At 67.5% G+C, this 17,195-nt stretch carries 19 protein-coding genes and 1 pseudogene; 12 read left to right on the top strand and 8 right to left on the bottom strand.

Annotated elements, in window-relative coordinates; genetic code table 11:
- Positions 1-43: 43 nt before the first annotated feature.
- On the bottom strand, positions 44-619 hold the full coding sequence (locus tag ACP2AD_RS10135) for a MaoC family dehydratase (protein WP_425231149.1): 576 nt from the start codon (positions 617-619) through the stop codon (positions 44-46).
- Complete coding sequence (locus ACP2AD_RS10130; RefSeq protein WP_425231148.1) at positions 526-972, bottom strand: MaoC family dehydratase; 447 nt, start codon at positions 970-972, stop codon at positions 526-528. The genes ACP2AD_RS10135 and ACP2AD_RS10130 overlap by 94 nt, the downstream gene beginning before the upstream one ends.
- A 186-nt stretch (positions 973-1,158) precedes the next feature.
- On the opposite strand from ACP2AD_RS10130, the gene ACP2AD_RS10125 reads away from it, so the two are divergent.
- The 6 genes and pseudogenes from ACP2AD_RS10125 to ACP2AD_RS10100 all read left to right on the top strand — a co-directional run bounded on the left by ACP2AD_RS10125 (position 1,159) and on the right by ACP2AD_RS10100 (position 4,800).
- Complete coding sequence (locus tag ACP2AD_RS10125) at positions 1,159-2,337, top strand: acyl-CoA dehydrogenase family protein (protein ID WP_425229939.1); 1,179 nt, start codon at positions 1,159-1,161, stop codon at positions 2,335-2,337.
- A 52-nt stretch (positions 2,338-2,389) separates the two neighbouring features.
- Complete coding sequence (locus tag ACP2AD_RS10120) at positions 2,390-2,623, top strand: hypothetical protein (protein WP_425229938.1); 234 nt, start codon at positions 2,390-2,392, stop codon at positions 2,621-2,623.
- Positions 2,624-2,980: 357 nt separating this feature from the next.
- Positions 2,981-3,172: a hypothetical protein gene (locus ACP2AD_RS10115; RefSeq protein ID WP_425229937.1), complete on the top strand. Its 192-nt coding sequence runs from the start codon at positions 2,981-2,983 to the stop codon at positions 3,170-3,172.
- A 423-nt stretch (positions 3,173-3,595) separates the two neighbouring features.
- On the top strand, positions 3,596-3,925 hold the full coding sequence (locus ACP2AD_RS10110; RefSeq protein ID WP_425229936.1) for an aldehyde dehydrogenase family protein: 330 nt from the start codon (positions 3,596-3,598) through the stop codon (positions 3,923-3,925).
- A pseudogene (locus tag ACP2AD_RS10105) lies at positions 3,888-4,457 on the top strand (SDR family oxidoreductase); the annotation flags it as partial. The gene ACP2AD_RS10110 and the pseudogene ACP2AD_RS10105, both read left to right, overlap by 38 nt.
- Before the next feature lie 94 nt (positions 4,458-4,551).
- Positions 4,552-4,800, top strand: coding sequence for a hypothetical protein (locus ACP2AD_RS10100; RefSeq protein ID WP_425231197.1), 249 nt, complete (start codon positions 4,552-4,554; stop codon positions 4,798-4,800).
- 510 nt (positions 4,801-5,310) lie between these two features.
- Here the strand turns inward: ACP2AD_RS10100 and ACP2AD_RS10095 are convergent.
- Complete coding sequence (locus ACP2AD_RS10095; RefSeq protein ID WP_425229935.1) at positions 5,311-5,802, bottom strand: hypothetical protein; 492 nt, start codon at positions 5,800-5,802, stop codon at positions 5,311-5,313.
- A gap of 106 nt (positions 5,803-5,908) precedes the next feature.
- On the opposite strand from ACP2AD_RS10095, the gene leuC reads away from it, so the two are divergent.
- Genes leuC through ACP2AD_RS10070 form a run of 5 tightly spaced genes read left to right on the top strand, consistent with a single transcriptional unit; the run spans position 5,909 to position 10,842 of the window.
- The gene (leuC, locus tag ACP2AD_RS10090; RefSeq protein WP_425229934.1) at positions 5,909-7,279 is read left to right on the top strand and encodes a 3-isopropylmalate dehydratase large subunit; all 1,371 of its coding nucleotides are present in this window, start codon (positions 5,909-5,911) and stop codon (positions 7,277-7,279) included.
- Positions 7,276-8,175: a hydroxymethylglutaryl-CoA lyase gene (locus tag ACP2AD_RS10085; RefSeq protein WP_425229933.1), complete on the top strand. Its 900-nt coding sequence runs from the start codon at positions 7,276-7,278 to the stop codon at positions 8,173-8,175. The genes leuC and ACP2AD_RS10085 overlap by 4 nt, the downstream gene beginning before the upstream one ends.
- Positions 8,172-9,365: a CaiB/BaiF CoA transferase family protein gene (locus ACP2AD_RS10080; RefSeq protein ID WP_425229932.1), complete on the top strand. Its 1,194-nt coding sequence runs from the start codon at positions 8,172-8,174 to the stop codon at positions 9,363-9,365. The genes ACP2AD_RS10085 and ACP2AD_RS10080 overlap by 4 nt, the downstream gene beginning before the upstream one ends.
- Positions 9,365-9,973 (top strand): 3-isopropylmalate dehydratase small subunit, encoded by a 609-nt coding sequence (leuD, locus tag ACP2AD_RS10075; RefSeq protein ID WP_425229931.1) that lies wholly within the window; start codon positions 9,365-9,367, stop codon positions 9,971-9,973. The genes ACP2AD_RS10080 and leuD overlap by 1 nt, the downstream gene beginning before the upstream one ends.
- A 5-nt stretch (positions 9,974-9,978) precedes the next feature.
- The gene (locus ACP2AD_RS10070) at positions 9,979-10,842 is read left to right on the top strand and encodes an isocitrate lyase/PEP mutase family protein (protein ID WP_425229930.1); all 864 of its coding nucleotides are present in this window, start codon (positions 9,979-9,981) and stop codon (positions 10,840-10,842) included.
- A gap of 65 nt (positions 10,843-10,907) precedes the next feature.
- Here the strand turns inward: ACP2AD_RS10070 and ACP2AD_RS10065 are convergent, their stop codons facing one another.
- Together ACP2AD_RS10065 and ACP2AD_RS10060 are read right to left on the bottom strand one after the other, a co-directional pair.
- On the bottom strand, positions 10,908-11,903 hold the full coding sequence (locus ACP2AD_RS10065; protein ID WP_425229929.1) for a Gfo/Idh/MocA family protein: 996 nt from the start codon (positions 11,901-11,903) through the stop codon (positions 10,908-10,910).
- Complete coding sequence (locus ACP2AD_RS10060; protein WP_425229928.1) at positions 11,900-12,871, bottom strand: MDR/zinc-dependent alcohol dehydrogenase-like family protein; 972 nt, start codon at positions 12,869-12,871, stop codon at positions 11,900-11,902. Before ACP2AD_RS10060 ends, ACP2AD_RS10065 begins: the two co-directional genes overlap by 4 nt.
- A gap of 77 nt (positions 12,872-12,948) precedes the next feature.
- Here ACP2AD_RS10060 and ACP2AD_RS10055 point away from each other — a divergent pair, with 77 nt between their 5' ends.
- Complete coding sequence (locus ACP2AD_RS10055) at positions 12,949-14,823, top strand: APC family permease (RefSeq protein ID WP_425229927.1); 1,875 nt, start codon at positions 12,949-12,951, stop codon at positions 14,821-14,823.
- Here ACP2AD_RS10055 and ACP2AD_RS10050 read toward each other — a convergent pair.
- The 3 genes from ACP2AD_RS10050 to ACP2AD_RS10040 are packed head-to-tail and all read right to left on the bottom strand — an operon-like array spanning position 14,801 to position 17,127.
- A complete protein-coding gene (locus tag ACP2AD_RS10050; protein WP_425229926.1) occupies positions 14,801-15,736 on the bottom strand; it encodes a beta-xylosidase in 936 nt (311 codons plus the stop codon). The genes ACP2AD_RS10055 and ACP2AD_RS10050 overlap by 23 nt on opposite strands.
- A 3-nt stretch (positions 15,737-15,739) precedes the next feature.
- Positions 15,740-16,534: a TIGR04290 family methyltransferase gene (locus ACP2AD_RS10045; RefSeq protein WP_425229925.1), complete on the bottom strand. Its 795-nt coding sequence runs from the start codon at positions 16,532-16,534 to the stop codon at positions 15,740-15,742.
- Positions 16,534-17,127, bottom strand: coding sequence for a histidine phosphatase family protein (locus ACP2AD_RS10040; protein ID WP_425229924.1), 594 nt, complete (start codon positions 17,125-17,127; stop codon positions 16,534-16,536). Before ACP2AD_RS10040 ends, ACP2AD_RS10045 begins: the two co-directional genes overlap by 1 nt.
- Positions 17,128-17,195: the final 68 nt, after the last annotated feature.

Below are 17,195 nucleotides of genomic sequence, written 5' to 3'. Positions count from 1 at the left end.
TGCGTCAGGTCGATGACCCGAATGTCGGACAATGCGCCGAATCTCACCGGTCCGCCCAGTGACTGCGTCGCTTGATCAACGCGATGCGGTCGAGCTGCGCGACGAGCTTGTCGCGCTGATTGTAGCCATAGTGGCGAAAGGTGATGATCCCGGCGTCGGGCTGGTCCGCGTCGGCAAGGGCGAGCACCTCGCTATAGGCGTAGAGCGTGTCGCCGTGCCTGACCGGCGCCGTGAGCTTGATGTTGTCGAGTCCGAGTTCGGCGAGCGCGTTCTCGCAGCAATCCTGCGTCGACAAGCCGAGCACGATCGAGAAATTGACCCCGCGATAGGACAGGATTCCCCCGAATGGCGTCGCCTCCATCAGGTGCGCGTTAAAATGGCCCTGCGCGGTGTTCATCACCATGTCGGTGATCATAACGTTCTCGAGCGGGGTCACGGTCTTGCCGCGCGCGTGACGAAAGGCGTCGCCGACCGGGAAATCCTCGAAATAATTGTCGCTGCTGGTCAGTGCGGCGAGATCGCCCATCAGGCCGCCTTTCGCGTGCGGCGTTGCACGAGGTTCGAGCGGCGATAGCCGACCAGCGTCTCGCCGGCGGCGTCGATTCCCGTTGTCGCCCAGGTGAATATTCCGTTGGCGGGGTTGCTGTCGGAAAGACGCGCGTCGATCGTCTCGCTGACGGCGCGGACGGTGATGCCGGGGTAGACCGGCCGCTCATTCTTCAGCTCGAAAACGCCCAGAAACGGCCCGCCGATCTTGCTCAGAGTCTCGACCGACAGGCCAAGCACGACGTTGAACAACAGGTGCGGCGACACGACGATTTCGGGGTGGCCGTGCGCCGCCGCATAGTTGCGATTGGTGTAGAGCGGGTTGTAGGCAAGCGTCAGCGTCACGAACTGTATGGCGTCGCTTTGCGTGATCGTGCGGCCCCAGTGGTCGACGAAGCGCTGGCCGACCGCGAAATCCTCGAACAGCCGCCCCTTCGGCCATGGCCGGGCGCGCTACCTGATATCGTCGGACATTCACCCTCTCCCGCGACTTACCCGCGTGATTGCGCCAGAACGGCAGGCCGGGCAATCCGATCGCACGTAGCAATGCAGATGTGATGACAGGAGCACGCCTATCGTCAACCCAGCCATCGCGGCTTAAACCGTGTCGCCATGACGAGAGTCGATCTGACCGACGAGCAGGTGATGATGCGCGATGTTGCTCGCGACTTTACCCGCGACGTTGTCCTGCCGCTGGCGAACCGGCTCGACCCGGAAAAGGGCGACATTCCGCGCGAGCTGATCGAGCAGATGGGCGAGCTGGGCTTCTTCGGCATCCTGATCCCGGCCGACCTCGGCGGCCTCGGTCTGGGCGTGACCGACTATTGCCTGGTCGCCGAGGAGCTGGCGCGCGGCTGGATGAGCGTGGCCAGCCTGATTGCCCGTGGCAACGGCTTCTACCGGGCGATCCGTGGCGGCCCCGACGCGCGTGCGGCGAAAATCGAGGCGATGGCGGCCGGGCGTTATTTGGGCGCGGTTGCGCTGTCCGAGCCAGGCACTGGCTCCGATCTGTCGAGCGTCGCCTGCCGCGCGCGTCGCGACGGGGATGAGTGGGTAATCACCGGCAATAAATACTGGTGCACCTTCGCCGATGGCGCCGACTTCATCAGCGTCCTTTGCCGGCGCGAAGACGGTCCGGCCGATGGTCCCCAGACGATCGGCATCACCGTCGAGAAACCGCGCGGCGAACTGCCGTCTGGGTGCAGCGGCAGCCCCATTCCCAAGATCGGCTATTTTGGCTGGAAAACGTGGGAGCTTCATTTCGACGGCGTCCGCGTGCCTGCCGAAGCGGGTCCAGCTGACAGCGAAGGGCGCGAGGCGGTGCGCGATACCGCGTTTGGGCTGGGGGTTGCACGGGCGCACACCGCGGCCCGCTCGATCGGTCTAGCGCGCGGCGCATTCGAGGACGCCGTCGCCTATGCCAAGGAGCGGGTCCAGTTCGGCCAGCCGATCGCCGATTTTCAGGCGATCCGGTTCAAGCTGGCGACGATGGCGACCGAGATCGAAGCGGCGCGCAGTCTCATGCATCATGTCTGCGCCGGGCTTGATGCGGGCCAGGCGATGCGCGCCGAAATCTCGATGGTGAAGCTGTTCGCCTCGGAAATGGCGGAGCGGGTGACCAGTGAAGCGCTCCAGATCTTCGGCGGCGCGGGGTACACGACGCTGTACCCGGTCGAGCGCTATTGGCGCGATGCGCGGCTGACCAAGATCTTCGAGGGCACGTCCGAAATCCAGCAGCGGATCATCGCCGACCTGCTGCTCGGTAAGCCCACACGGCCGGGGTCGAACTGATGGCGCAGAGGGAGGTAGCTGACGCGCTGGAGGCGCTCAACGCCTTCCGCCGGTGCGTCGCCGCATCCGTCATGCCGACCTCGCCTTCCTGATCGCGGCCGGCGCGGATGAGGCGCGGCTTGCGTTCGCGGGCGGCGCGGTCGTCGAGGCGGAGGTTCCGCCCACCTTGTCCATCCGCATGGACGGCGAAGCTTGGGCGGCGTTCCGGACGCCCGTGCCGCCACCGGGCAGCCACCATTTCGGCGCGATGGCGAAAACCGGGCGGGCGCGGATCGAGGGAGACTAGCTTGCGCTCTACCGCTACATGCCGGTGCTGCGCGACGTCGGCACTGCGCTTGCGGGCAAGGAGCTGGACCGGTGAGCGCGGCCTTCGAGCTGATCGTCGGCCGCTACATGAACCTGGAGCTGCAAGGCCGCCGTCACCGGCTGTATGCCAAGGCGGTGGGCGAGGGCGTCCCGGTCCTGTGCCTCCGCACCGAGACACCGGCAGCCGCCGGTATCGCGCCATCCTCAACGATCCGGCGGTTCTGTCACGCTTCCGGATCGTCGCCTTTGACCTGCCGCGGCACGGCAAGTCTTCGCCGCCCGCAGGGTGGCAGAATGAAGATTATTCCTGACACCCGACGCCTATGTCGGCACGGTGATGGCGGTGGCCGACGCGCTCGCGCTCGACCGGCCGGTGGTGATGGGGTGCTCGATCAGAGGGCGGGTAGTGCTCCACCTGGCGCTCAATCGCGGCCGCCGCTTTCGCGCCGCGATCGGGCTTCTGTCGGGCGCAAAACGGCGGCGACTGCGCCATGCAGATGACGGCGACGGGCGTGCTCGACCGGCCTGACGTCCATGCCGGTGAGATGTCGGCGGCGCTCGTTGCGGGCATCATGTCGCCCACCGCGCCGCCGGTCCACAAGTGGGAGACGCTGTGGCATTATATGCAGGGCGGCCCGGGCGTGTTCGCGGGTGACCTCTATTATTACTGGGACGAGGGCGACCTCAGGAACCGGATCGCCCCCGTGCTAGTGCCCGAGACGTGGCCCCCTCCACCTGCTCAGCGGGGAAGACGACCTGTCTGCGCCCCCGTCCGCTGCGCGCGAGGTGGCGGCCTTGTTTCCCGGGTCAACCTTCCGGGAAATGGAGCGACTCCGCCATTTTCCGATGAGCGAGGACCCCGACCATTTCCTGACCTATCTGCGCCCGGTGCTCGACGCGATCCTGGCGGCGGAGCCGGGGCAATTTCATCACCGGTGAAAGCGTGGCACCGGTGACCGGCGTCACGAACGAGACGCGGACGGCGCGCGAGGCGGTGTTCGGGCCGGTCCTGTCGGTCATCCCCTTCGCCGACCAGGCGGAGGCGATCCGCATCGCCACAGAACCCGACTACGGCCTTGCCGGTATCTGGACCCAGAACCTGTCGAGCGCGCACCGCATTGCCGCCGCGACCGGAGCGGGGCAGATCTACATCAACGTGTATAGGGCGGGCAGCGTCGAATTCCCGCTCGGCGGCTACAAGAACAGGGGCTACGAGCGCGAAAAGGGCATCGAGGCGTTCCACCATGCCGCCCAGCTCCAATGTGTCACGATCAAGTTGTGAGGAGCACGACATGAGCGGGTTCACCTTTGCTGACCGGCTGGCGTTCGTCTCTGGCGGCGCGTCGGGCATCGGCCGCGCTGTCGCCGAGGCGCTCGACGCGAAAGGCGGCCGGGTGGCGATCGGCGACGTCGACCTTGAAAAGGCGCGCCAGGTTGCGGCCGGGCTCAGCAACAATGCCCGCGCTTACTCGTGCGACGTTCGCGACTATGCCGCCGTCGCGGCGTTGGCCGAAACGATCGAGGCCGAACTCGGACCGGTGGACATCGTCTTCGCCAACGCCGGTATCGCGCTCAACGGCCCGGTACTTGTCGCCGACCCCTCGGCGGTCGATCGCATCCTGGCGGTCAACGTCAAGGGCGTGTGGATCGTCGCCTCGGTGTTCGGCAAGCGCATGGTCGCGCGCAGCACAGGCCATCTATGCCTGACTGGGTCCGAACATTCCTTTGGGCTGCCGCATCCCGGCTCGGGGATGTACACCGCGACCAAGCATTTCGTGATCGGTCTGGGCGACGCGATCCGCGCCGAGCTGCCCGACGGCGTCGGTATCAGCGTGCTGTGCCCTGGGCTGGTCAGCACAGAGCTGTATGACGACGGCCGCTACGACCCCCGCACTGACCGAAGACCCGATGCGCGATCTGCGCCGCACCCTGCTGTCACACGGTCTCGATCCCGCCGCCGTCGCCCCGAAAGCCGTGGCGGGCGTCGAGCGCGGCGACTTCATCATTCCGACTCACGGCCACTCGCGCAGCATCGCCGACCAGCGATATGCGGAGATCAATGCCGGCTTCGCCATCCACGCGCCGGAGATCAAGGATGCGGACAAATATGATGTCAAGCGCTTGATCGCCGCGATGATGGCCGGCGCGGCGGGGTAATTACCCTGTATCAGTTCGCCAGCTCGTCGTTCAGCAAGGGTCTGCCGCGCGCTGAGCTCCAAGGGGCTGAGCTACGAGTTTCACGAAGTTCAGTGCACCGTTATAAGTCGGCCGCTATGTCTTGCGCGCCGGTATCCTCAAGAGCCAGGGGTACCTGACCGGGCACAGGACGTCGGGCGCAAACCGCCGGAGCAGGTCGTTTTGGAACTCGAATGCCATTACCGCCGCTCGACGGGCGCGACTGGCTGGCGGGAGGCCCGCTGTCCGTTGCCGACCTCGCGGGGTCCGCGCAGCACCGCGCGCTGCAGGGCGCGGTGCTGCGCGCGACATCTTTCTGCGCTGCGCTAACGTCGCCACTTGGGTTGATCGCCTCGAGGCGGCGGCCCCGGACCGTCGAGGCTAGTCGATGCCGCTCGCCTTCGACACCGCCTCGTCGGTCCCGACCTGATCGTCGATCAGGAGGGGCGACCCCAAAGCTCTTCGCGCGCTGGCGCAGGCGATCCCGTGCATTTAATCCGGCGCCGCCGCCAAGGGGCTATCCGGCAACACTGGACGGTGGACGTACGATGCGTTCAGGCCCGAGATCGCGCGGGTCGCCGACGAGATCGTCGACGACATCTCGTCACGGGCGAGTGCGAGTTCATCTTCGACGTCGCCGCGTGCTTGCCGGTCTGTAGCTTCTGCGTGCTGATGGGCATTGCCGACGCCGACCGCGAACAAGTGTTCCGGCTCGGGGGGCGGCTCGCGGCGCTGCAGCTGAAGCTGCTGCTCAAGCGGATCAGCGCGCGTATTCCCGATATCCACCCCCTCGGGCAGCCGCGCTATTCTGCGGTCGATCTGATTCAAGCCCTCATCGACATGCCGGTGAGGTTCATGCCCGAGCGATCGTGAACGGCGGATCGATCGACGGCGGTCATCCATAGCGTCGCGCAAAATCATATAGTCGACTGCACGGCTCGTCAGGACGACATGGTACGCGCCGACCGCACCGCCGGCCACCACCTCCTTCTCGTTGGCGGCGAGGCGGGTCGATCGGGCACTTCGACCGCATTCCGGGTGCGTCGGGCCAGGGCGTTGCCGGCAACCGGCGGCTGATCAATCAGCTCGCATGCCCACATTGTACGACAAGCTCTGGTCCGCGCATGTCGTCGCGCATGAGCCGGATGGCGCCGACATACTCTACATCGATCGTATGCTGCTCCACGAAGTATCCAGTCCCCAGGCCTTTGCCGGGCTGCGCGAAGCGGGGCGCCGCCCGCGGCGCACCGGGCCGCATCTGGCGGTCGCGGATCATGCCGTGCCAACCCGACATCGCGACCGGCCGATCGCGGACCTGCGAGCGCGCGCGCAGGTGTCGCTGTTGGCCACCAATTGCCAGGCTGCGGGCATCGACTATCTGCCGCTCGACGACGTGCGTCAGGGGATCGTTCACGTCATCGGCCCCGAACAGGGGTTCACCCTGCCTGGGACGACGATGGTGTGCGGCGACAGCCATACCGCGACCCACGGCGCCTTCGGCGCACTGGCGTTCGGTATCGGGTCCAGTGAGACGGAATGCGTGCTTGCGACGCAAACGCTGCGTGTCAAAAAGGCGCGAACGATGCGCGTGGTCATCGAAGGGCGGCTCGACGATTGGGTTTCGGCCAAGGATCTTGCGCTGGCCTTGATCGGTCGGATCGGCGCAGGGGGTGCGGTCGGTCACGCCATCGAATATGCAGGGCAGGCGGTGTCGGCGCTGTCGATGGAGGCGCGCATGACGTTGTGCAACATGAGCATCGAAGCGGGGTCGCGCACCGGCCTGGTCGCGCCGGACGCGAAGACCCGCGCTTGGGTCGCTGGGCGCCCGCGCGCGCCGAAGGGCGAGGACTGGACAATGGCGCTTGCCTATTGGCGGACGCTCGCGAGCGACGCCGATGCGGCGTTCGACCGTGAAGTGACGATCGACGCAACGGCGGTCGCGCCGCAGGTGAGCTGGGGAACCAGCCCCGATCAGGTCGCAGGGATCGGGGGCACAGTGCCCGCCGACGCCGACGCCAAGCCGCTGGTCTATATGGGGCTGGAGCGCGGCCAGCCACTGGCCGGCCTCGCGATCGACCATGTCTTCGTCGGCAGCTGCACCAACGGCCGCATCGAGGATCTGCGTGCAGCCGCTGGCATCGTCGCCGGCCGCCACGTCGCGCCGGGGGTGAGGGCGCTGGTGGTGCCCGGCTCTGGGCTGGTGAAGCGCCAGGCCGAGGCAGAGGGGCTCCGCGCGACCTTCGAGGCGGCTGGGTTTGAGTGGCGTGAACCGGGCTGCTCACTATGCGTCGCGATGAACGACGACCGGCTGCAACCCGGCGAACGCTGCGCCTCGACCAGCAACCGCAATTTCGAAGGTCGCCAGGGAGTGGGCGCGCGCACTCACCTGATGAGCCCGGCGATGGCGGCGGCGGCGGCGGTTACCGGGCAGATCGTCGACGTGCGGACGCTGACGCGGTGAAGGTCGAAATCGTCGAGGTTGCTGCGCGCGACGGCCTTCAGAACGAGAAGGTGCAATTTACCACAGCGCAGAAGATTGATCTGATCCACCGCATGATCGCCGCCGGCGCACGGCGGCTTGAGGTGGCGAGCTTCGTGCGCGCCGACCGTGTCCCACAGATGGCGGACGCCGAGGCGGTGATCGCCGGGCTCGACCTGCCCGCAAACGTTGTCACGATCGGGCTGGTGCTCAACCCGCGCGGCCTCGATCGCGCACTGCGCACCGATGTGTGCGAGGTGGGCGCGGTGTGCGTCGCCTCCGACACCTTCGCGCGCAAGAATCAGGGCGAGGCCTCGGCCCAGTCGGCGAAGATTGCCGCCGACGTCGTGCGCGAAGCCCGCGCGGCCGGGCGACGTGCCCAGGCGACGATCGGCGCGGCGTTCGGCTGCCCGTTCGAGGGCGAGGTCGACACGGCCTGGGTCATGGCCATTGCCGAGGAAATCGCTGCCGCCGGCCCGGTCGAGATCGCGCTGGCCGATACGGTCGGCGTCGCGGTACCGCGCGAGGTCGCGAGCTTGGTGGAAAAGGTAAAGGCTACGACCGGCCTGCCGATCCGCGTCCACCTCCACGACACGCGTGGCGCCGGCATCGCCAACGCCTGGGCCGCAATCGGTGCTGGCGCGGCAACGCTTGACGCCTCGCTCGGCGGGATCGGCGGCTGCCCCTTTGCACCTGGCGCAACAGGCAACATTGCCACGGAGGATCTGGTGTATCTGTGCGCACGATCGGGTGTAACGACGGGCTACGATCTCGATCGCACGATCGCCACGGCGCGTTGGCTCGCTGGCGAGATGGGCCGGGCACTGCCGGGTGCGGTCAGCCGGGCGGGCGGCTTTCCGATGAAGGAAGATCGATGACGGCGAATAGCGGCGCCCTCAGCGACATCAGGGTGGTGGAGCTGGGCCAGCTCATCGCCGGGCCCTTTTGCGGCCAGCTGCTCGGCGACATGGGCGCCGACGTGATCAAGGTCGAGCCGCCCGGTGCGGGCGATCCCATGCGCGACTGGGGACATGGCGAGGCCAAACTCTGGTGGGAGGTGGTGGCGCGCAACAAGCGGTCGGTCTCGGCCAATCTGCGCGTGCCCGAGGGGCAAGAGGTGGTCCGCCGGCTGGTCGAACATGCCGACATTCTGATCGAGAACTTTAAGCCCGGCACGATGGAGAATTGGGGGCTCGGCCCCGACACGCTCCACGCTCTCAATCCGCGGCTCATCATCGTGCGGGTGTCCGGCTATGGTCAGACCGGGCCCTATGCCGGTCGCGCCGGCTTTGGCGGCATCGGCGAGGCGATGGGCGGCTGGCGCGCGATCGTCGGCGATCCCGATCGGCCGCCGAGCCGGATGGGTGTGTCGATCGGCGACAGCCTGGCGGCGACCTATGGCTGCATGGGCGCGCTCGCGGCGCTGCATGCGCGCAAGCGGACCGGCCGCGGGCAGGTGGTCGACTCGGCGCTCTACGAGGCGGTGCTGCAGGTGATGGAGAGCATGGTCCCCGAATATGTGGTTTCCGGACATATCCGGCGGCGCAGCGGCTCGGTGCTGGAGGGGGTCGCCCCCTCGAATGTCTATCCCTGCAGCGACGGCGAATATCTGATCGGCGCCAACCAGGACGCGGTGTTCGGGCGACTGGCGCGGGCGATGGGGCAGCCCGAGCTAGCCGCCGATCCGCGCTATGCGACCCATGTCGCGCGCGGCGAGCACCAGGCGGAACTGGACACGCGGATCGCCGACTGGACCCGCACGCTGACCATCGCAGCGCTGGAAGCGCTGATGATCGAATACAGCGTGCCCGCCGGGCGCATCTATGGCGCGCGCGATATGCTCGCAGACCCGCAGTTCGCCGCGCGCGAGGCCCTTGTCGAGGTGGAGAGCCCGCGCTGGGGCCGTTTTGCGATGCAGAACGCCTTTCCCAAGCTGACGGAAACGCCATCGGCAGTTCGCCGCCCGGCGCCTGGAGCGGTCGGCGAGCACAATGACGAGGTCTATCGCGAGCTGTTGGGCATGTCGCCGGGGGAGATCGGCCGGCTGCGTGCGGCCGGTGCGATCTGATGACGCCCTTCACCCGCCTGACCGGCAGGGCCGCGCCGATGCCTGAGGACAATGTCGATACCGACATCATCGTGCCCGCCCGCTTTCTGCTTATCACCGAGAAACGGGGGCTCGGCCGCTGTGCCTTTTACGAGCGGCGGTACGACTCCGCCGGACGGCCCCGCCCCGATTTTCCGCTCAACGACCCACGCTATGCCGGGACGTCGATCCTGGTGACCGGCGCCAATTTCGGCTGCGGCTCCAGCCGCGAGCACGCGCCTTGGGCGCTCGCCGACCTCGGCATTCGCGCGATCATCGCGTCCAGCTTCGGGGACATCTTCGCCGGCAATTGCATCAGGAACGGCATCCTCCCGGTCTGCCTGGCCGATATCGGGCCGCTGATGACCGACGCTTTCGACGGGCGGCCGATCACTGTCGATCTGATCGACCGGGCGGTGCTCCGTCACTGCGGCGAGATATACCCCTTCGTGGTCGATGACGGGGTTCGGGAGGCGCTGCTCCACGGCTGGGATGAGATCGAGACCATTCTCGGCCGCCACCGTCCCGCCATCGCCGCCTTCGAAGCGCAGCAGCGCGGCACGCAACCCTGGCTATGGACAAACGGATGACCCGCATGACCCCCGACGCCCTGCGCCAGCGGCTCACCGGCGGACCATTGCTGGCCGTGCCGGGGATTCAGGACATGATCGCCGCCGTCATCGCCAACAAGGTTGGGTTCGAGGCAGTGTACGGCACCGGCTATTGGCTCACTGCGTCGGCATTCGGCCTGCCCGACGCCGGCATCGCCACCTATACGCAGATGCTCGATCGCATGGCGACGCTGGCTCGCACCAGCGAAGCGGCCGTGATCGCCGACGCCGATACCGGCTATGGCGGGCTGCTCAACGTCCATCACACCGTGCGCGGCTACGAAGCGGCGGGCATCGCCGCCATCCAGCTGGAGGATCAGGAGTTTCCCAAGAAGTGCGGTCATACGCCCTTCAAGCGCTTGATTTCCAAAGAGGATATGGTCGACAAGGTCCGCGTAGCGGTCGCGGCGCGCCGAGACATGCTGATCATCGCGCGGACCGATGCGCGCCAGAGCGAGGGGCTGGACGGGGCGATCGCCCGCGCCCGCGCCTATGCCGATGCCGGCGCGGACGTGCTGTTCGTCGAAGCGCTGGAGAGTGAGGCAGAGATGCGCCAAGCCTGCTCGGTGCTCGACCGGCCGTGCATGGCCAACATGTCTAACGGCGGTCTGACACCGATGCGCACCGCGGCGGAGCTTGCCGACATCGGTTATGCGATGGCGATCTTTCCCGCGCTGACCAGCCTCGCCGCTGCGAGCGCCATCGAGGTCGCTCTGCGCGGGTTGAAGGAACACGGCGAGGGCGACCCCGCCGGGCTGTTCGATTTCCAGGAGTTCTGCGGTCTGATCGGGTTCGAGGAGGTATGGGCGTTCGAGAACAAATGGGCGCGTGGCGACCAGCGCGCCTAGCGCGTCTGCGTTCTCGGCGAGGTCATGAGGGCCCGGTCTCAATCCGCGGACGCCTGCACCGCGGCTCAGACAGCGCCATGCACACCGTAGATCGCGTCCACCACTGCCGCTACGCGCACGATATCGTCGGCCTCTTCACTGAAACGCCCGTCCATTGCCAGACGCCGCGCCCAGCCGGCGGCGGCGCGGCCGCCCCAGGCGTCGGCGCCCTGGGTCAGCGTCTCGCGGGTGGTGCCGTGCAGGCGTTCGGCGGTGAAATCGTAGAAGCTGCCCCCGACATTGCGCAGCCTGGCGCCACCTTCTGTCCCGTAGAACGCCGCCTCGATCACAGCCTCTTGCCCGGCGTGCAGCCGCCACGAGCAGGCGAGGCGGACGTTGGCGCCGTTCGAGAGCCGGAACTGCGCGGCGGCGTAATCCTCGACCGCGCCCTTCGTGACCGGCTTGCCGCCCGCCAGCAGCTCCGCCGCGACCGGCCCGTCTAGCGACGGGAAACCAAGGCTCCACAATGCGAGATCGACCAGGTGTACGCCCAGGTCCATGACGCAGCCGCCGCCGGATTGTGCGCGATCGTAGAACCACGGCTTGTCGGGACCGTAAGCGTTGTGGAAGGTGAGATCGACCGCGAACACCGCGCCCAGCGCGCGGTCCTGCACCAGCGGCACGATCGCCTGCATTCCTGCGGTGTGGCGATAGGAAAAGTCGACGCCCAGCAGCCGGTCGGCGCGGCGAGCCGCCGCCACGACTGCCTGCGCCTCCGCCGTATCGCGTCCGAGCGGCTTCTGGCAGAATACTGCCACGCCCTCATCGAGTGCCTGCACGGATTGCGCCGCGTGCAACGCCGACGGCGTGGCGATCACCACCGCGTCGAGGCCGAGCGCGAGCAGGCCCTCCAGTCCCTCGACCTTGACCGCGCCGGGTGCGAGCGCCAGCGCGTCGGCCGCCATCTGGTCCGATGGGTCGGCGAAGCCGACCGCCTCGATGGTTCCAGTGTCGACCATCGCCGCCATGCGGTGCCGCCCGATCCAACCGGTGCCTAGGAAGCCGATGCGCGGGCGGCTCATACGGGGTACTCGATCCACGCCTTGACGAAGCCGGCGGGTTTGTCCCGTGTCGCAGCCAGCGCATCGTCGAGCCGGTCGAGCGGATAAGAATGCGTGAGCAGCGGCGCGAGGTCGATCCGGCCCGACGCCACCGCCTCGATCCCCTCGCACAGACCGCGCATCTGCACCGCCGGATTCCGCTCGTGCGCGTTGACCACGTCGATGCCCTTCCAGTTCCACATCTGCATCGACACCTGTCGCGGCCCGTCCTGATGATAGCCTGCGACGATTAGCTTGCCGCCCTCCGCGACCAGCTCGCCCGCAAGGTCGAGCGGCCATTGTTTGCCCACCGCCTCGATGACACGCGCGCAGCCGCGGCCGCCGGTCAGCGCCATCACCCGGTTGATGATCTCATGGTGATCGTGCATCGGCACCGTTTCGGCGGCGCCATGCCGGGTCGCCAGCGTCAGCGACTCCGCGCGCCGGGAGATCGCGATCACCTTCGCGCCTGCGTCGGTCGCCAGCCGCGTCAGCACCGCACCGAGGAAGCCAATTCCCACGATCGCCACCCACTGCCCGGCGTGAACATCCGTTCGGCGGAAGATATTGAACGCACAGCCGAGCGGCTCGCCGGGAAAAGGCCGGCCGGCAAGGGCAGGGGGCAGCATCGCCACCCGGTCCGCCGCCGCGATGTCGTAGGGCGCATAGCTGTTGCCCGACAGCATCGTCACCCGGTCGCCGGCCGCGATGCCGGTCACGTCCAAACCGACCGTGTCCACCACACCCCAGCCTTCATGTCCCGTCCCGCCGGGTTCGCCGGGGTAGGTCGACCAGGGCTGACCCTCCCACGGCTCGACGTTCGAGGCGCACACGCCGCATCCTTCCAGCCGCACGCGCACCTCGCCGGGCCCGGGCACGGGCAGGGGCACCGACCGCGTCGTCATAACCGCCGGGGCGGTCAGCACCGCGGCGTCCATCATCTCGCTCATGGCGTGCCGATGCCCGGTCGCGGTGCCGCCGTCTAGGGCACGAAGTCGCGCCGCCTTCGTTTGCTACAGCGATGAAAGTGCTCGATCTTCTGCTCGGCCGCCGTCTCGCCAACAAAGAGGGAGGCGAGCAGAAGATCGGCTGGGCCGCCGCCGTTCCCGCAATGGGTCTCGATGGGCTGGGTTCCTCATCCTACGGGCCTGAAGCGGCACTCACGATCCTGATCCCGCTCGGTGTGGCGGGGCTGGGATGGATCGGCTGGGTGCTGGCGCCGGTGGTCGCGCTGCTGGTGGTACTGTATTTTTCCTACCGGCAAACGATCGTCGCGTATCCGCACAATGGCGGGGTCTATACCGTGGCCAAGGAAAATCTCGGCACGGGCGCCGCGCTGATCGCCGTCGCGGCGCTGATGATCGATTATGTGCTGAACGTCGCGGTCGGCATCTCGGCAGGCGTCGGGGCGCTAACCTCCTCTTTTCCGCAGCTCCACGCCTACACGCTGCCGCTGTGCCTCGGCATTCTGACGCTGGTGGCGCTCGCCAATTTTCGCGGCACGCGTGAGGCCGGGTGGCTCTTTGCGGTACCTACTTATCTGTTCATCGCCTGCTTCCTCCTGCTGATTGCGATCGGGCTGTTCCGCATCATCACGAGCGGCGGCCACCCGGCGGCTGTTGTCGCGCCTCCCGCGCCTGCCCATGCGGTCGAAGCCGTCGGGCTGTGGCTGCTGATCCGGGCCTTTGCCGCGGGCTGCACCGCGATGACGGGTGTCGAAGCAGTGTCGGACGGCGTCAATGCCTTTCGGGAGCCGGTGGTCAGGGAGGGGCACCGCACGCTGACCGTGATCTGTGTTGCGCTCGGATTGTTGCTCGCCGGTATCGTGACGGTGGCGCATTTCTACCAGCTGACCGCGCTTGACCAGACCAGGCCCGGCTATCAGAGCATCCTGTCGCAGCTGACCGCCGCGATCGTCGGGCGCGGCGCTGCCTATCAGGTCGCGATGGCCAGCCTGCTGGCGGTGCTGTGCCTTTCGGCGAACACGAGTTTCGTCGGTTTCCCGCGCATCTGTCGACTGGTTGCGACTGACGATTATCTGCCGCGGTCCTTTGCCGTGGCCGACCGCAGACTGGTGTTTTCGGTCGGTGTCGGTTTCCTCACCGCCACCGCAGCGGCGCTGCTGATCGCCTTCCGCGGCATCACCGACCATCTCATCCCGCTGTTCGCGCTCGGCGCGTTCATGACCTTCACGATCAGTCAGGCAGGCATGGTCCGGTTCTGGCGGCGGCAGCCCGGGCGCAATTTCGGGCGGCTCGCGATCAACGCACTGGGCGCGCTGACCACCACCGTCGCGCTCGCGGTGATCGTCGCCGCCAAGTTCACCGAAGGCGCCTGGATCGTCGTGCTGGCCGTGCCCGTGATCATCGCGCTGCTGCGCGCGATCCGCGGCTATTACGACCGGCAGGGCGAGGCGATGACGATGCGGGGTCCGTTCGTGCTCCACGACTCCGATCGGCCGACGGTGCTCGTTGCGTATGAGGAACGTAACCGGATGACCGATCGGGCGCTGCAGTTTGCGATGACGTTGTCGCCCGACGTGCTGGCGGTTCACCTGCTGCGGCTGGATGGTCCCGAGTGCGAGGAGGACGCGCTGACCGTGCTGCGAGACCGGTTCGAGCAGGATATCGCTGCGCCGCTACGCCGCGCCGGGCAGATACCGCCGCGGCTGGTGCAGATCCCGGCGCCCTTCCGCGAGATCGAGGGGCCGGTGCTCGACCTGGTGGAGCGGATCGACGCGGCTACGCCGGGGCGTTCGGTCGCCATCCTGATCCCGGAACAGGTGCTTGGCCATTGGTGGGAACGGCTGCTGCATTCGCGCCGTGCCCAGCGCCTGCGTGCCGCGCTGCTCGCGCATGCCGGGCCGCGGCTGATGGTCATTACCGCGCCGTGGCGGCGATGAGCGCCGGCGCTGCGGCGACGCCGGCGGGCGCATAGCGCTCGATCATCTGCTGGCAGAAATCGGCGAACGCCTGCGGGTCGCGTGCGGGGCTGGTGTGATGCGGCTCCATGCCAAGGTGCTCCGGGGTGAAGCAGAAGGTGACGGTGACGTCGAAATCCGCCAACGCCGTCATCTGCCGGTCGAACCAGCCCAGCGCATCTTCGCGAAACGAGTCGGCCCAGCTCAGCCCCGTCCGCAGCTGCTTTGTCCCCAGCCGCTTCATCCAAGCGACCGCATCATCGAGGCGCGGGTCGCGGTAATGGAACCACTGCATCAGCCCCATGCCATCGGCGACCTTCGCATAATTGTCGAGCGCGGGCTTGGGCGTACCGTCGGCGCGGATCAGGCCCATGTAGAAATGGCGGTAATAGCTAGACCCTTCGGCCTCGCGATGGCGGGTGGTCGCGCCCCATTCCAGCGGCAGGTCGAATAGCGAATACCAGAACACCCGCGGCACGCGGCCGATGAGGAGTTCGGCGGTCTTCTTGACGCCGAACACCTGCACCTCCTCCGCGCCGAAGCTGCCGACGCCCACCTCGGTCACCCAGACCGGCTTGGCGGTGACAGCCTCGATTTCCGCGACCTTGGCGGGCCAGTCGTGGATCGACCACAGGTTCCAGTCGAGCGGAAAGCCGTGCACCGCGACCACGTCGATCGCGTCCATCATGCCGTGCCCTTCCATCCGCCGCACCCACAAGGGGTCGATCGGCGACATGCCGCCCAGCACGCGGGTCACTGCCGGATTGGCGCGCGCGATCGCCGCGCCGGCGCGCTTCACCATGTCGGCGAAGATGCCCCAGTCGGGATCAAGCGCCGGGTCCCAATGCGACTTGTTGTTGGGCTCGTTCCAGATCATCGCCGCGTCGACAGGCAAGGACTATGCTCCTTTCGCGGGGTAGACGGCGGCCGCACCCCATTCGGCATAGGGCACGTCGCTGACCCGGCAGAGATAGACCTCCTCCTCCGGATGCGCCTCGATCGCGAATCCCGCCGCGCGCAGCATCGCTTCCGAACACGCACGGTTGGGCGCCCACCAGTTGGTCCAGTCGCCCGCAAAGCGCCGCTCGATGAAGTGCATCTTGGGATAGGCCGGATCGTCGAAAAACGGGGGCGGATCGAACGTGCCCGCCATATGGAAGGGGTGGTCCTCAATCGGCCGCCATGGCGCCGTAGACCCCTGCTGCATCGTCTGGAACAGCAGCAGATCGCCGGCGACATGCTCGCGGATCAGGTCGAGCGCGAGCAGCGGGTGGCGCAGGTGATAGAGCACGCCCATGAAGATCACGAGGTCGAAGCGCTCGCCCAGCGCGCCGACATCATAGACCGACAGGTTGCGGAACTCGACCCCACCGTTCTTCAGGTCGAAACCGAGCGTCGCCGACGCCAGCCGCGCCTGCGCCAGATAGCGCTCGTCCGAATCGATCCCGAGCACGCGCGCCGCCCCGCGCCGCGCCATCTCGACCGAATAAAAGCCGGCGTTGCACCCGATGTCGAGCACGCTCTTGCCACTCAGGTCCGCCGGCAGCGCGCCGGCGAAACGCGCGAACTTGAAGCGGGGATAGTCGCCCAGGAAGTGGTCGGGCGCAGTGAAAACGCCCTGTTCCAATTCGATGTTGTGGAACCAGGGCGCCAGCCGGTCGACCGCCGCGCGCAGGGCCTCGCGATGCGCCATCAGTGCACCTTCTCGTTCAGCCACAACAGCTTCGCTCCCCAGTCGCCCCAGGCGATCCCCGTCACCGATGCGGGCTCCACCTCGAACCGAAGCAGATGGTCGAGCGGCAGCCCCAGCACATGCGCGACCGCGGCGCGGATCATGTCCGCATGCGTCACCATCGCCACCGTCTCGCCGATATCGGCGGCCGTGCGCAGATGCGCGACGACGCGCGCCTGCGCCTCCGCCATGCTTTCTCCGCCGGGCGCCCGCGCGGTCCCGCGGCGCGTGTTCCAGGTCCGCCAGTCGCAATCGTCGCCAAAACTGTCCAGCGCCCGCCCCGTCCACTCGCCCAGATCGATCTCCAGCAGCGCCTCGACCGGGGTCGGAGCATCAACCCCGCAGGCGCGGGCGATCGCAGCCGCGGTCTCGACGGTCCGGTCGAGCGGGCTGCACTCCACCCGCGTCACGCCGCGCCGGGCCAGACGCTCGCCCAGCGCCGCCGCCTGCTGTCGGCCGGCGTCGCTCAGCGGCACGCCTGCGCGCCGCCCCGAAAGCCTGCGGTCGAGATCAATGTGCGCGGCATGGCGAACGAGCAGAATAGTAGCGGTCAATCGTCGCCCCGGATGAACTAGCTTCTTCTACTTACCCTGCCGTATTCGATCGGGGTAAGCAAAGCTCG

The sequence above is a fragment of the Sphingomonas sp. genome (assembly GCF_965248875.1).
In the GTDB taxonomy this organism is placed as follows: Bacteria; Pseudomonadota; Alphaproteobacteria; order Sphingomonadales; family Sphingomonadaceae; genus Sphingomonas.
Note: the sequence above shows the minus strand (reverse complement) of the source record. Positions and strands in the feature narration are given on the sequence as shown.